General features: G+C 35.9%; 14 protein-coding genes. All 14 read left to right on the top strand.

What is annotated here, in order from left to right:
* Window positions 1–110: 110 nt before the first annotated feature.
* On the top strand, window positions 111–1178 hold the full coding sequence (locus ACTJIV_RS18090; protein ID WP_223557659.1) for a formimidoylglutamase: 1068 nt from the start codon (window positions 111–113) through the stop codon (window positions 1176–1178).
* An 11-nt stretch (window positions 1179–1189) separates the two neighbouring features.
* Window positions 1190–1966, top strand: a complete 777-nt coding sequence (locus ACTJIV_RS18085; RefSeq protein WP_223557658.1) for an SGNH/GDSL hydrolase family protein — start codon at window positions 1190–1192, stop codon at window positions 1964–1966.
* A complete protein-coding gene (locus tag ACTJIV_RS18080; protein ID WP_440629049.1) occupies window positions 1963–2949 on the top strand; it encodes a glycosyltransferase family 2 protein in 987 nt (328 codons plus the stop codon). Before ACTJIV_RS18085 ends, ACTJIV_RS18080 begins: the two co-directional genes overlap by 4 nt.
* A gap of 115 nt (window positions 2950–3064) precedes the next feature.
* A complete protein-coding gene (locus ACTJIV_RS18075; protein WP_111958699.1) occupies window positions 3065–4192 on the top strand; it encodes a glycosyltransferase family 4 protein in 1128 nt (375 codons plus the stop codon).
* A 28-nt stretch (window positions 4193–4220) separates the two neighbouring features.
* The gene (locus ACTJIV_RS18070) at window positions 4221–5078 is read left to right on the top strand and encodes a polysaccharide biosynthesis/export family protein (protein WP_111958701.1); all 858 of its coding nucleotides are present in this window, start codon (window positions 4221–4223) and stop codon (window positions 5076–5078) included.
* A 2-nt stretch (window positions 5079–5080) separates the two neighbouring features.
* Window positions 5081–7579 (top strand): exopolysaccharide transport family protein, encoded by a 2499-nt coding sequence (locus tag ACTJIV_RS18065; protein WP_336378176.1) that lies wholly within the window; start codon window positions 5081–5083, stop codon window positions 7577–7579.
* A gap of 213 nt (window positions 7580–7792) precedes the next feature.
* Window positions 7793–8683 carry a DUF6089 family protein gene (locus ACTJIV_RS18060; protein WP_111958705.1) on the top strand — a complete coding sequence of 297 codons (891 nt, stop codon included), beginning with the start codon at window positions 7793–7795 and terminating at the stop codon, window positions 8681–8683.
* A gap of 5 nt (window positions 8684–8688) precedes the next feature.
* The gene (locus ACTJIV_RS18055) at window positions 8689–9438 is read left to right on the top strand and encodes an isoprenyl transferase (RefSeq protein WP_111958707.1); all 750 of its coding nucleotides are present in this window, start codon (window positions 8689–8691) and stop codon (window positions 9436–9438) included.
* A gap of 26 nt (window positions 9439–9464) precedes the next feature.
* Window positions 9465–12002, top strand: coding sequence for an outer membrane protein assembly factor BamA (bamA, locus tag ACTJIV_RS18050; protein ID WP_223557654.1), 2538 nt, complete (start codon window positions 9465–9467; stop codon window positions 12000–12002).
* An 8-nt stretch (window positions 12003–12010) separates the two neighbouring features.
* A complete protein-coding gene (locus tag ACTJIV_RS18045) occupies window positions 12011–12571 on the top strand; it encodes an OmpH family outer membrane protein (protein WP_111958729.1) in 561 nt (186 codons plus the stop codon).
* A 67-nt stretch (window positions 12572–12638) separates the two neighbouring features.
* Window positions 12639–13142: an OmpH family outer membrane protein gene (locus tag ACTJIV_RS18040; protein WP_111958711.1), complete on the top strand. Its 504-nt coding sequence runs from the start codon at window positions 12639–12641 to the stop codon at window positions 13140–13142.
* A 63-nt stretch (window positions 13143–13205) separates the two neighbouring features.
* Window positions 13206–13691 carry an acyl-CoA thioesterase gene (locus ACTJIV_RS18035; protein ID WP_336378178.1) on the top strand — a complete coding sequence of 162 codons (486 nt, stop codon included), beginning with the start codon at window positions 13206–13208 and terminating at the stop codon, window positions 13689–13691.
* A 71-nt stretch (window positions 13692–13762) separates the two neighbouring features.
* Window positions 13763–14626, top strand: a complete 864-nt coding sequence (gene rfbD / locus ACTJIV_RS18030) for a dTDP-4-dehydrorhamnose reductase (RefSeq protein WP_223557653.1) — start codon at window positions 13763–13765, stop codon at window positions 14624–14626.
* A 1-nt stretch (window position 14627) separates the two neighbouring features.
* Window positions 14628–15311 (top strand): hypothetical protein, encoded by a 684-nt coding sequence (locus ACTJIV_RS18025; RefSeq protein WP_440629048.1) that lies wholly within the window; start codon window positions 14628–14630, stop codon window positions 15309–15311.
* The last annotated feature ends 313 nt before the right edge of the window (window positions 15312–15624 follow it).

Here is a 15624-nt window from a genome sequence, read left to right as displayed (position 1 = left end):
TTTATTAACAAAAGTTGCCACAGCATATGAACTTGCTCTGGTTTTTTTGTATGTTTGTTCAGGAAAGCAATTAGTCAATTAACCCATTCCCAAGTTTTCAGATTAAAAATATGGATTTTGAAGATTTTATCATTTCACCAAGAAATTTCAAAACAGAAAGCTGGCAGATCGGCAGCAGAATTACAAAAGATATAAAAGAAGACAGCATTGTTCTTCTCTTTGTTTCAGATTACAGAGGAGCGGGCGGTGATGCAGAGGTACAGGACTTTACAGCGGTAAGAAAAGAGTTTTATAAACTTTCGCAGCTGGATTTTGAGGTTCCTGTCGTGGATCTTGGAGATCTGGTTTCCGGAAAAACGGTTCAGGATTCCCATTATATTCTGCAGGAGGTTTTATCGGCATGTCATTACAAAAGAGCCCTTCCGGTGATTATCGGCGGATCCAATGATTTTGCTTTCTCACTCTTTTCGACATTGAATTTTCACAAGAAAAACATAAACTACACCCAAATCAGCAATATTATTTCTCTACAACAAGGGGAAACAATTAATGAGCATACTTTTTTAGGAAAAATTTTAGGTTCCAAGAATTTCTCCATCAAAAACTATCATCATCTGGGTTATCAGAAGCATCTGAACGAAGCAGATTCAGTAAGACTGATCAAAGACGTTGAGTTTGATATCATCCGCCTTGCTGAAATGATGAATTCCACCGAAAAAACTGAGCCTTTCTTCAGGAAAACCGATTTGGTAACCTTAAACTGCGATGCTGTTGAAAGCTTCAGCGAACCGTTTTCCATGAACCCTCAGGTAAACGGGTTGAACCGAAGAGAGATCTGTGCCTACATGAAAGAAATAGGTTTGAGTGAGAATTTAAAATCTGTAGGAATTTTTAATTATAATATTTATTCTGAAAGTCAGCTGAATCACCAGCTCCTGGCACAGATGATCTGGTACCTGATCGAGGGAATCAATATTCAGAGGTCCCATCCCAAAGAAAGGCATTATGAACTGTTCTATGTTTTGATTGACGATAACCAATATGCTTTCAAACGTGATACTTTCAGCAATCTATGGTATTTCGGAGAAGATGAAAATATTGAAAACTGTATTCCATGTTCCAAAAAAGATTTTGAAGAAGCAAAAAGAGGAACGCTTAATCCCAGGCTGACTTTTTAAGTACACACAAGATGAAAAAAAAATTAGTAGCAAGCATTGTTCTGTTAACCGGACTCGTCAGTTTCATTTATTTTTGGAATAAATATGCTTATGCGGGTGAAGAAAACTATTTTTCTTCCAATACAAAACCGGAAAACGGACTTCAGATCGGCATTATTGGAGATAGCTGGGTGGTAAGGCAAAACCTGGATTCACTTTTACAGAAAAAGCTTTTGGATCAAGGAATCCATTCAGAAATTTATTCATCGGGAAATCCGGGTGCCAAAACCAAACGAATCTATGAGAACCTTTTTAAAGAAGAGAGTGAAGAGTTTTCTTCTAAAAAAGTGATTGAGAAAAAACCTGATTACTGTATCATAATTGCCGGAGTTAATGATGCAGCAACATATGTAGGGCCGGATTTTTATACCCATCACATGTTGATGATCATTACAACACTCCTGCATTATAATATCAAGCCGGTTGTTGTTTCCCTTCCGGAATTTGGAGCCGAAGAAAATTTTAAAAATAAAAATATACTAAGCAGCCTCAGTAACAGAAGTGCTGAATTGGTTTTAAATGGGGGCGATCAATTTAAAATCCCGGATTACAGGAATGCTTTGCTGACAGAATTAAAGCATGACGGGCTGGATAAAAAAGTGGCCATTTTGAATTTTGATGAAGTAAGCTCTGATTATGATAAGGACAGAAGTCTGTATGCAGATCCGCTCCATTTAAACAAGCAGGGTTACCAAAAATTCAGTGAATTTTTAGCAAAAGGAATTATTAATTTAGAAAACATAAAATGAAGGTTTCAATTATAGTTCCCGTATATAATGTAGAGAATTATCTGGCAAAATGCCTGGATTCCCTCGTTAGTCAGACTCTGCAGGATATTGAGATTCTGGTCATTAATGATGGCAGCAAAGACCACTCAGGACTTGTCATTGATGAATACGCACGAAAATTCCCGGATAAAATAAAAGCTTTCGCCAAAGAGAACGGAGGCCTGAGTGATGCCAGAAACTTTGGTATTGAAAGGGCTTCGGGAGAATATATAGGTTTTGTAGACAGTGACGATTATGTCATGGAAACGATGTTTGAAGAAATGCTGCAGCTGGCAGAAAAACATCAGGCTAAAATGGTCATCTGCAATATCCAGAAAGTAGATCAGGACGGAAAAGTAACTCAGAAACTCACTCAGATTCCTAATATGTCTGAAAAAATAGAGCTTGAAGATCATTTTTCTGTTTTTTCAGACCTCAGTTATTTTGCCTGTAACAAGCTGTTTAAAAAAGAGCTGTTTGATCATACAAGATTTAAAAAAGGAATCCATTTTGAAGATATCCAGCTGATACCGCAGCTGCTTCTGGAGTGCAAAACTTTGGCGCAGACACAGAATTTTCATTATCAGTATCTGGAGCGGACAGATTCTATTACAAAAACCCACACAGAAAAAGGGCTTGATATCCTGAAAGCCGTAAGAGAGGTGGAACAGGTATTTGAAGGATCCGGATATTCCCACAAAAGAAAAGAGCTTAAAAACTTCCAGATTTTTGAAGGGGTATATTCTTTTTTAGCTTATCTCGCTTTTGTAAAAGACAACGAAACATTTTATAAAATGGATGCTGAACTGGCGATTTTTATGAATGAAAGGAAAATAAAAATTCGAGATATATTAAACTATAATCGTTTTGGTAAGAATTATCTTTTATCTTTGCCGTTGAAAAAAAAGATATTTTATCTGTTGTTTTTTGCAGGACAAAAGAAGCTGATAAGAAAATTGTTATAACACAAATGATAAGTACAATTATTTTGGTCATTATATAAAACATTGAAAGGTAGCTCTTTATGGGTTTTTTTAGTAAGTTTTATTAAGATATTGATGATGTGCTTGATAAAAAAAAATGAAGAATTTTGAATTGTTCTTAAGCGAATCAGGAATTTCTATTTTTTACGTGAAAATAGGGTTAGGTTTTCTATTCTCTTTTTTAATTACCTTTTTCTCTATTCCCACCATCATTAAGATTTCCAGAAGAAAGAATCTTATGGATGAGCCAGGGATAAGAAGTTCCCATCTCAGAAAAATTCCCAATCTTGGCGGGATAGCTATTTTTTATTCAATAGGGATCTGCGCATCCATCTTTGCGTATGAGCTTTTTGATCTGTACAAATTTTTGTTTGCCTCATTAATTATCCTTCTGTACATAGGAGTAATGGATGATATTGTTGTAATGAGAGCCTATAAGAAGCTTGTTGCCCAGATTATGGTGTCTGCATTAGCTGTAATAGGATCCGATATCAGAATCAGAAGCCTGTTCGGAATATTTGGAATCTATGAATTGAGCTATTTCATAAGTGTATTGTTCAGTATTGTTACTTTTATTATTCTCATCAATGCTTTCAATCTTATTGACGGAATAGACGGGCTTGCCGGAGGATATTCTGTGATCTGCAGTGCTCTTTTCGGAATAAGCTACTACAGGTTAGGAGAATATAATTTTCCTTTGGTGGTTTTATCAGTTATAATTATAGGTACCGTACTGGCATTTTTATATTATAATTTATCTAATTACAGGACCAATAAAATATTTATGGGAGATACGGGATCCATGCTTCTGGGTTTCCTTCTGGCATTTACTTCGATCTGTTTTATTGATATTTTCATAGACAGAGAACTTCCCAATGTGCCAAGATATCATCTGCAGTCTGCACCGGCAGTGGCAGTTGCTATTCTTATTCTGCCGATTGTGGATACCCTAAATGTAATTATTGTAAGACTCTGCAATAAAAAATCTCCTTTCGATGCAGATAAAAACCACATTCATCACAAACTGCTTAAATTAGACCTTACCCATAGACGTTCCACATTTTATATTATTGTTTACTATTTGATGATTGTAGCTGTAGCTTATTACTTAAGACACATCAATATAAATTTCCTTTTACTTATCATTATTTTATTAGGCTTTTTTGGAGCTTATCTTCCAGATCTTATCTATCATTTACGAAATAATAAGAAAATAAGAATTTAATTTTTACTTTTGCAAATAACATCCCAATATGATGAAGAACTTGAAATATTTATTTTTATTATTACCCTTTTTGATTACATCCTGCATCACCAAAAAAGATGTAAGGTATATGCAGCCCAGCGAGAGTCTTGTAATCAATGAGGAAGGACTTATTCCCTACAATATTCCTACTTACAGAATTACAAAGAATGACATTCTTAATCTCAATATTGTAACTACTCCCAAGGGAGATGCTGCACAATTTTATTCATCCCTGAATTCTTCCGGAGGAGCAGGAGGCATCAATAATTCTGCATTAGTAGGTGTTGGAGGCGTTGGGGGCTCTGGTGTTGGCGGAAATGTGAACTTTTACTTTAACGGTCTGAAAGTGGATTCTAAAGGAGATATCAATGTTTTCGGAATAGGATATGTGAAAGCAGAAGGAAGAACATTGGAAGATATTACCCAGGAGCTTCAGGAAAAAGTAAATGAAAACTTTCAGGAAGGAAAATCTGAAGTAAGACTGAACACAAACGGAATCACGTATTATATTTTGGGAGACGTAGAAACGACAGGTCTTTCCGGAGAAAAAGTAGCACACAAAAATACGCTGACTATTACAGAAGCTTTAGCTATTAATGGAGGCTTGAACAGAACGATTGACCGTACAAATATTGTTATTCACAGAAAATTGCCTGAAGGAATAAAAGTGGCAAAAATAGACCTTACCCGTGAAGATATTATGAATTCCCCGTACTATTATGTACAGAACGGTGATGAGATCTATCTGAATACAAGAGGAAAAAGCTTGAACGGATTTGGTAAAGATCCTGTACAGACTTTAACAACTGGGGTATCGGTGATTACTACAGCATTATCAATTTATCTGCTTCTTAAAAACCTTTAACCATGATTCCAGACAAAGACACCAAAATAGGGAAGAACGAACCCCAGAAGGAAAAGTACGGATCGTTTGCGTTATTTGATATCGAGCACTTTCTGAGAAGAATAGTGAAAAACTGGTACTGGTTTGTATTTATGCTGTTTATCGGCTACTTAATCTCATGGGTATACAGTAAATATTATGCACAGAACATTTATGCATCAGACCTCTCTCTGAGCATATCCAATAATACCTCCAGTTACTTTACCCCAAGCCAGTCCATCAACTTTATCTGGGGACAGAGCGGGAATCAGGACGGAGTTTATCTGAAAAAAATGTTGTTATCCAGATCTCATAATGAGTTTCTGGTAAAGGAATTAGATCTTTTTGTGAATTATTCAACCAAAGGATTGATCAAATCAACCTACATTGACAAAACAGACTCTCCGGTGTTTCTGCAGATCGACAAAAAGCATCTTCAGCAGATTGATTATCCTATTACGCTTATTCCAAAAGGTGGAGATTCTTATGAAGTGGTTCTTCCGGAAGAGGGACAGTCTACCAATTTATATAATTACGAATTAGAAGGGTTTCAATCCGTAAATGGATATAGCAGACCTGCCAACAAGATTGTAAAAATCAACGAATGGTACAACTCCCCGAATCTAAGATTCAGGCTGCTTAAGAATACAGAGACTCCTAAAATAAAAGTTGAAAACATTATCATAAAGCTTAGTTCTGTCAATCAGAGTGTTAATGGTATTGTGTCTACAATAGGAGTGGAATTTGACAAAGAAATCGGAACCATTATGATTATCACCAAAAAAGGGTTTAATCTTAACAGTACTGTAAATTTCTTAAACAAATCTGTAGCCGAACTTCAGAAGAAAAGACTGGCAGACAAAAATATCGTCAATAAGAATACAGACGTTTATCTTCAGAATAATATAGATGATATCCGCAAAAAACTGGATTCAAGTGCAGCAGTGCTGAATTATCTGAAGACTTCTGAAAAGCTTTATAATATCAAAGACAGAGACGAAAAATCCTTAGAGGAAATAAAAAATCTTGAAGCCAAGAAAGCAGATATTGTAAGTAAAATCAGCTCACTGAATAATATTAAAAATACATTGCAGGCCCGTGATTTTGATAAAATGATCAGCACCAATGCTGCAGGTTTTGAAGATGGCTTCTTTTCGGCGTCTGTAACAGAACTCAAGGCTTTATATATGAAGAAAAGAGAAATGGCGACCATCTATAAGCCAAACTCTGAGCCTATGAAAGAAATAGACAGGCTGATTAATGAAGCAAGAATGGGTTCATCTGGTTCTTTACGAAATTATTACACGAAATATTATGATGAAATCAATAAGATAGACCGTCAGGTAGCAGAAGCCAATTCAGATCTCACTTCATATCCTGAAAAAGAAAGAAAATATCTGGATGCGGAAAGAGGATACAATATGATCGAAGCTACCTATAACAGTCTTTTGAACAGACAGAACGAGGCGCAGATGAAAGTGGCTACCAACCAGTCTGATATTACAGTAATAGACCCTGCGAAAAACTTAGGACAGGCTCCAATTGGCCCCAATGTAAAAGCAATAAAATCAGCAATTATATTTGGTTTATTGCTGATTCCATTACTGCTCATTCTAATCGGTGCGGTGCTGGACAACAAGATCCGAAACATCAAAGAACTGTTAAGTGCAACAAAGATTCCGCTTCTTGGCGTTATCGGCAACAACAGCAACGAAAATATGCTTACCGTTTTGGAGCAGCCTAAATCATCAGTATCAGAGGCGTTCAGAGGAATCAGGGCAAGCATGAGATTCCTAATGGAAAACAATAAAGAAGATGGTAAAGGAAAAATTATTTTAATTACTTCTTCCATTGGTGGGGAAGGAAAAACATATATTTCCATCAATCTGGCTTCAGTAGTAGGGCTAAGTGATAAAAAAACAATCCTGCTTGGGATGGACCTTAGAAAACCTAAGATATTTGGAGATTTTAAAATTGATAATAAATATGGAATCTCAAATTACCTAACAGGAGAAGTAGAAATGGAGCAGGTCATCAATAAAACTAAGATTCCGAACCTGGATGTAGTAACTTCCGGACCAATTCCTCCAAATCCTTCAGAGCTTTTAATGAGCAGCAGAAATATCAAATTCCTAGAACAGCTGAAGGAGAAATATGATTTCATTATCATCGATTCTCCACCGGTAGGTTTAGTAGCTGACTCTTATGAGCTGATGAAATATTCCGATGCTAACATTTATATAGTTCGTCACGAATACACCGAGAAATATATGCTGAAGATGATCACTGAAAAGTACCATAACGGAGAAATTAGTCATTTAGGACTTATATATAATGATTACAATAAGAAACAAGGTTACGGATATGGTTATGGATATGGTTACGGATATGGCTACGGCTATTTTGATGAAGATAAAAATTATAAGGAACCGTTATTAATAAAAATCCGAAATAAGGTCCAAACAATATTTAATAAAAAATAGCGTTTTAAACCCTCAGCAAATGGGGGTTTTTTTATACGTTCAGTATTGGTAATCTAAGGAAAAAAGAATATTTTTGGCACTTTGCCGTTTACTTTATAACAAATTATGTTTTTTTGTTTATTTTTAACTATACATTAAGAATATCATTAATATAAAAATGTTTTATATTTGCAAAAATTAAATTTTAAAATAACCATAAATCCATATTCTTTTATGAATAAAAAATTATTGTTTAGCTTTCTTGCCTTCCTTGGAGTGGTAAGTGTTAAAGCACAAAGAAACGAATTGGGAGTTCGTCTGGGTATGAGTAACCTAGTTGGGGACATAGGAAGGACCAATTATATTTTACAAAAGCCGTTGGATTTAGACAGAATGTCAGATTGGGGTTTCCCTTTCTATGGTGGTTTATTATATAGATTTAATTTTAACCCGCACCAGACCGTTAGATTGGATTTAGGATACAACCAGATCCAGTTTAGTGATAAAGCTGCGAAAGAAGAATATAGAGTGAATAGAAATTCATACGGAAAAAATAACGTATACGAAGCAAGCTTAATGTTCGAATACAACCTTTTCCCTGTCAATAATGAACAGGTAAGTATGGTGAGCCCTTATATCTTTGGAGGTATTGGTGCTTTGATGTTTGATGCTCCTAAAGCCAATCTTGTAAACGATTTTAGAAGAGATGCAGATGGAGTAGCACAGGCTCCTCTTAATGAACAGGATTTTAAAAGTACTCCGGAATATACATTAGGAAAAAAAGTAACAATGCATATCCCTTTCGGGGTAGGTTTAAAATATAAGTTTAACCATAATTGGGCTATATTTGCAGAAGCCACATTTAGATATACACTGACGGATCAGCTTGATCATAGCCGTTTGCTTTCAAAAGATCTAACGTCCAGCTTTAATGCAGATATTTTAGATCCTGCTACCGGCGGTTCGCTGCTACAGTCAGGAAACTATTATGCGGTCTCTAAAGAAAGAGAACAAGAACTTCTTAATAAAAGAAATATAGGGGATGAAAGGTCTAAGGACTGGATGAATACTTTTAGTTTAGGACTTACCTATTCATTCGGAAGACCTCCATGCTATTGTGATTAATTAATATGTCGTTGATTAAAGATAAAATAAATTCTCAGAATTTACCGAAACACGTCGCCATCATAATGGATGGCAATGGAAGATGGGCAAAAACGCGTGGCGAAGAAAGAACTTTCGGCCACAAGAATGCCATTAATGCAGTAAGGAATGCCATTAATGCCTGTAATGAGATTGATATACCTTATTTAACACTGTATACATTTTCTTCTGAAAACTGGAGCCGTCCTGCAGATGAAGTAAGTACACTGATGAATCTGCTGGTAGAAACCTTATTGCTGGAGGCCGAAGAGATCTTTAGTAAAGGACTCAGAATGCATGTTATAGGAAACCTGCAAAAGCTTCCTTCTCTCGTGAGAGAACAGCTTGAACGTGTGGTAGAACTCACAAAAGAAAACACAAAAGGCAATTTAGTACTGGCAATAAGCTACGGCTCACAGAACGAAATATTAGATGCCGTAAAAAACATCAGTTCCGATGTGAAAGAAGGAAAAGTTGATATTGAGAATATTGATGAAAAACTATTCGAAAATTACCTTTATACAAAAGACTTTCCTCCTGTAGACCTGCTGATCAGAACCAGCGGAGAAATAAGAATAAGCAACTTCCTTCTTTGGCAGATCGCTTATGCGGAACTACAGTTTTTAGATGTTCTATGGCCGGATTTTACAAAAGATATCTTCTTCCAGTGTATTGTTGATTACCAGAATAAAGAAAGAAGATACGGCTTAACCGGCGATCAGATAAATGCCCAATAAATTAAAGAAAAGAAAGACTCGATAAAATGAAGTTTAGACTATTACCCATCATAATGTTTGCTGCTTCGGCGCATTTTTATGGACAAGTAACTCCTCAGGACAGCACTAAAGTTAATAATGCTGTACACGCAGAAAATGAAGCAGGAACTTACACTCTTAAAGACATTGTTGTAGATGGGGTAAAAAAATATACGCCGGCACAAATCTTAAGATTTACTGGCTTAACTAAAGGAGAAGCTGTAGATATTCCGGGACAAAAAATCAGCAACGCTGTTAAAAAACTTTGGGATACCCAGTCTTTTTCAGAAGTTGAAGTTTATGTTCAGAGTATTGAAGGGCAGACCGTAATTTTGAGATTCTACCTTGAAGATCTTAAAGAACTTGGAGAAGTAAAATTCACAGGTAAAGGGATAGGTAAATCTAAAAACGAAAAACTAATAAAGGACAATAATCTAAAGCCCGGAACAAAAATCACACAAAACCTGATTTCCAGTCTTAAGACTAAGGTTCCTAAGGATTACGTGAAAAAAGGCTTTGCTGATGCTAAAATTACCATCCAGGATAAAGTGAATGCAAACGATCCGTCTATGGTAGACTGGACCATCAATGTAGAGAAGGGCAAAAGAATAAAAATTGACCATATCGAATTTGAAGGCAACCCAAGCGTTACAGATGCAAAACTTAGAAAAAAGGCATTCAAAGAAACTAAACAGAGAAGATTTGGTATCGGAGGAATCCTGAAATCTTCAAAATTTATTGAAGAAAAATATCAGGAAGATAAACAAAGCCTTATCAGCTATTATAACTCTTTAGGATATAGAGATGCTAAGATTGTTTCAGATTCCGTATGGAGAAACAAGAGAAATAATTACGAAATCAATGTAAAGCTTAACGAAGGTAAAAAGTATTATATCGGGGATGTTACATTCACCGGAAATACCGTTTACTCTACAGAATATTTACAGAGATTATTAGGATACAAAAAAGGAGATATCTACGATGCCGTAGGTTTCAATAAAAAAGTAGGAGAAGACGGAGGTAAAGAGGACGACTCGGATATCAAATCTGTGTACATGAATAACGGTTACCTTTTCTCTAGCGTAACACCGGTAGAAAAATCCGTATCAGGAGACACTGTAAACCTGGAGATCAGAATTAATGAAGGAGAACAGGCTACATGGAATAAAGTAACATGGCAGGGGAATACAACTACCCATGACCATGTTGTGCTTAGAGCTCTAAGAACAAAACCGGGGGAGCTTTTCAAAAAGACAGAGATTAAAAGAACCTACTTCGATTTAGCCGGGATGTCCTTCTTCGATCCACAGCAGGTGGGGCAGGATATTCAGCCAAATCAGCAGGATAATACTGTAGATATCAACTGGAAACTGGTAGAGAAGGGTTCTTCTCAGGTACAGTTACAGGCAGGATATGGAGGTAACAGCTTTATCGGGACATTAGGACTTACGTTCAATAATTTCTCTTTAAAGAATTTCCTTAAATTCAAAGATTTTAAACCGGTACCTCAGGGAGACGGACAGACTTTGTCTATTCAGGCTCAGGCAGGACAGTATTTCCAAAACTATGGTATTTCATTTACAGAGCCATGGTTATTCGGAACAAGACCAACTGCCCTTTCAGTAAGTTTGAACACTTCCAGAGTAAAATATAATGACAGTAATGGGCTTGATCAAAAGCTTAATATCTTCTCCGCTTCAGTAGGTCTGAACAGATTGCTGAACTGGCCGGATGACTATTTCTCGTTATATACTGGGCTTCAGTTCCAAAAATATACCTTCAATAACTATCCTTTCCAGTTCGGAGATGCTACAGAATACTACGGGGATGCCAATAACTTAAGCCTTAACTTAGGTTTAAGCAGAAACTCTGCGGGTATTGATCCTATTTTCCCGACAATGGGTTCAAATATTGAAGTTTCCGCGAAACTGACTGCACCTTACTCATTGTTCAGCAATAAAGATTACTCTACCATGTCACCGGTTGACAAATACAAGTGGATGGAATTCTACAAGATTAAGTTCAAGGCTGATGTATATAATGAGGTTGCAGGTAAACTTGTATTGAGATCTTCCGCTGAAATGGGATTCATGGATGGTTATAATAAAAAACTTGGTGCTCCGCCATTTGAAAGATTCTATGTAGGAGGTACAGGTTTATTTGGAGGTAGATATGACGGACGTGAATTGATTCCATTGAGAGGTTATGAAAATGCTTCAACATACGGAGGAGAAGTAGATGATATTACCCAAAGAGGGGGAGGTACAATCTATAATAGATTTACATTAGAATTAAGATACCCGATCTCAATGAACCAGACGGCCAAAATCTATGCACTTACCTTTGCAGAAGGGGGTAACGTATGGAACTCCTGGAGTACATACAACCCATTCCAGCTGAAAAGATCTGTGGGAGTTGGTGTAAGAGTTTATATGGGAGCTTTTGGTTTGATCGGATTTGACTTTGCTTACGGATTTGATAAAACGGTTTCCGGAACAGAGCCATCTGGATGGAAAACACACTTCCTGATGAACCAATCATTATAATCACACATATGAAAAACTTTAAAATCATTTTCACATCTGTATTGTTCCTGCTTTTCGGACTTTCAAACGCCCAGAAAGTTGGAATTGTAGATACAGGCTATATTTTAGATAAACTACCTCAATACAAAGAAGCAGAAGCAAGATTGAATTCACAGATCGATACATGGCAGTCTGAACTTCAAAATCTGCAGTCGGAGTACGAAAGAAAAAAATCAGCATTTGAAAGTGAAAAAGTATTGTTGATAGGGGATCAGCTGAAGCTTAGAGAAAAAGAAGTAATGGATCTCGAGAAAAATATCAAAACAACTACCAGCTTACGTTTTGGAGCCAATGGTGAAATTACAAAGCTGAGAACAAACCTGGTAGTACCGTTTCAGGATCAGATCTGGACAGCTGTCAAAACAATGGCTGAGAAAAATGGATTGGGCACGGTTCTTGATAAATCGGATAACAATGTCCTTTTTCTTCTGCCAAGATATGATTACACAGAAAAAGTATTAAACATCTTATTAAAAGGATCCGCTGCATCTGATAAGAAAGAAAAAACAAGCAGCAAAAGTAAAAAGTAAATTTTTAAATTAACTTTTACTTAAATTTAAAATCTAAAAACAAATTAAATTATTTATTTTACCAATTATGAAAAAATTAAGTGTATTATTTGCCGCGGTAATAATGGTTGTATCGGTAAGTATGGCAAAAGCTCAGAAATTAGCTACTGTAGATTTAATGGGAGTTCTTAATGCAATGCCTGAAAAGAAAAAAGCAGATACTGACATAAAAGCTTTCTTAGATGCAAAACAAGCTGAAATCAAGAAAAAAGCAGATGCTGGACAGGCTAAATTAAAGCAGTACAGTGAAGAAGCTCCTAAGAAAACTGCTGAAGAAAACAAAGCTAGAGAAACAGAATTACAAAAGATTCAGGAAGAAATTGCTCAAATGCAAGAGAAGGCTCAAAAAGATCTTCAGGCTAAACAGGATGTTGCTTTCGGACCAATCGAGAAAAAACTGAATGATGCAATCGAGAAAGTGGCTAAGGCTGGTGGATATGAATTTATCATGGATGCAAACTCTTCAGCATTAGTATACAAATCTGGTGCAGATGCTACAGCTGCTGTTAAGAAAGAATTAGGAATCAACTAATAAATTAACAAAGTTTTATAAATTAACCGCCTCTTTTAAAGGCGGTTTTTTTATTTTTGCGCTATGGAAAAAGAAGTATCAACGACCGTAAAAGTAAGGTTCAGCGATTGTGATCCGATAGGACATTTGAATAATGTAAAATATTTAGACTATATGTTCAATGCCAGAGAAGATCATGTAGAAACATTTTATGGATTCACATACGAAGAATATACCAAAAAGACCGGCTGTACATGGATTGCTATTCAAAATGAGATCGCTTATTTAAAAGAAGTGAGATATAATACCCAGGTTGTGATCAGCAGCAAAACCATAGAAGTGCAGGACAGAACGGCTAAAGTGGAAATACTCATGAAAAGCCTGGATGAAAAAATAGTTCATGCTGTACTATGGGTTACGGTGATCTATTTCAATCTTAAAACAAGAAGATCAGAAATTCATCCCCAGGACATAAGAGAAACCTTTGGAAAGTTCTTTGTAGATCTTGAACAGAAAGATTTCCAGCCTAGAGTAAAATTCTTAAGATCCCAGAACGCAAAAAATTCGTAATCAGTTGGTGCTGGATAATATCCTGTTTTGTAAGCCAGATATTACAGTACACCTTAAATAATAAATTACAGATGAAAAAAATAGCAGTAATAGGAAGCAATGGGCAGTTGGGGAACTGTATCAGAAAAATTGCCCCTGATTTTGAAAATACCTACGAGTTCCTATTTACAGATTCCCAGACTCTGAATATCACGAACGAAGATCAGGTTAATGATTTCTTCTACGATAATAAACCAGACTATTGTATTAACGCTTCGGCATATACTGCAGTGGATTTAGCCGAAAAGGAAAAAGATAAAGCATTTGCTGTAAATGCTGATGGAGTAGCCTATCTTGCTCAGGCCTGTGCAGATTATAAATGTATCCTGATCCATGTTTCTACAGATTATGTGTTTGACGGAGATACAAACCTTTCCTACTCAGAAGATGATTTTACCAATCCAACCGGAATATATGGTGAGTCAAAAAGAAAGGGTGAAGAGTTAGCTCTCGAAATCAATCCAAAAACTATTATTCTGAGAACCTCTTGGCTGTATTCGGAGTTCAATAAGAATTTCGTTAAAACAATGCTGAATCTCTTTTCTCAGAAAGAAGAACTTGGGATTGTAGCGGATCAGTTTGGGCAGCCTACCAATGCAAATGATCTCGCAGAAGCAATCATGAGGATTATAGAAACTCCAAACAAAACCTTTGGTATTTTTCATTTTTCAAACTATCCTGAAACCACTTGGTTTGATTTCGCTAAAAAAATTGCTGAATTTTCAAACTCTTCAGTAAAACTGAATCCTCTTACAACAGAACAGTATCCTACTCCTGCCAAAAGACCGGCCAGAAGTACAATGTCATTAGATAAGATAGAAGAAATATATAAAATAGAACTCAAGCATTGGGAAAACAGCCTCGAAGAATCTGTCAAAATATTAACACAACAATAGTATGATCAAAAACCTGGCAGTTGCCATTTCCATATTCTGTGTTCACCTTTGTTATGCTCAGAATGTATACCTTTCAAAAGTTGAGAAAACCAACGACAATACAGATAAATTCCTGTATAAAAAAGCGGAAACTACAGTTGACGCCGAATATTTGGGAGAAATTGAAGTCCAGGGATTCTCAAGAGATGATGCAGCTGTTTTTTCCTTAATATATAAAAAAGCAAAAGAAATAGGTGCCAATACCTTTTCGTTGAAACCATTTGAAAATATAGATGGCACTCCTCAGCCCCTCAACCCAGCTAACTATAGGATGGCTCTATATTATACTCCCAAAGAAAAATTGAGAGATCAGAATGGAAAGCTTTATGTCTTTGCTTCCTCAGATAAAGATCAGAAGATTAATATCAATAAGAAAGATTACCTGCTTACCCCCAGATCTTATATTACTCTGGATATCATACCAGGAGAAGTGTATACCATATCAACAAAGAAGCTTTTAGGCTCTACTATTAAAGTTCAGCCCAAAGCAAGTGATGAAAATCTATACTTTCAGGCTTCCTCGTTAAAAGTAAAATCAGATACTTCCGGAACAGGTGGTTTAAATTTGAAGTCCGGCGATATTATAGGTTTAGAAAAATCCTATGCAGAATTTTTAAGCGTTATATACGTTCAAAATAAGCAATAAGATAATATTGATAATCAAAGTAAGTGAAAATTAAACATAAGTTTAAAATTTTTCTGCCTGCTTACCAGTAGCTTATGAATTCATATTATATAATTATGAATTTTATGTTAAATAAGTTTGTTTTGCGTGATATTAAGTTGTTATCTTTGCCGCACTGAAAAACGAGAGTGTTCAGTAGCGCAGAAGAGCTTTTAGATAAGCGATAGGTATTTAAAAAAGCTTACAGGAATCAAGAGAAAAGCTTAGCAATATTTTAATAAATAAAAGTTGTGGGTTTTAATTTTTTTTGTATCTTTGCAGTCCGGTTAAACGG

Origin of the sequence: Chryseobacterium sp. 22532, from assembly GCF_052044665.1 — a bacterium.
GTDB classification, from domain to species: Bacteria; Bacteroidota; Bacteroidia; order Flavobacteriales; family Weeksellaceae; genus Chryseobacterium; species Chryseobacterium lathyri.
The sequence above is the reverse complement of the archived record's forward strand: the minus strand, read 5'-3'. Positions and strand labels throughout refer to the sequence as shown.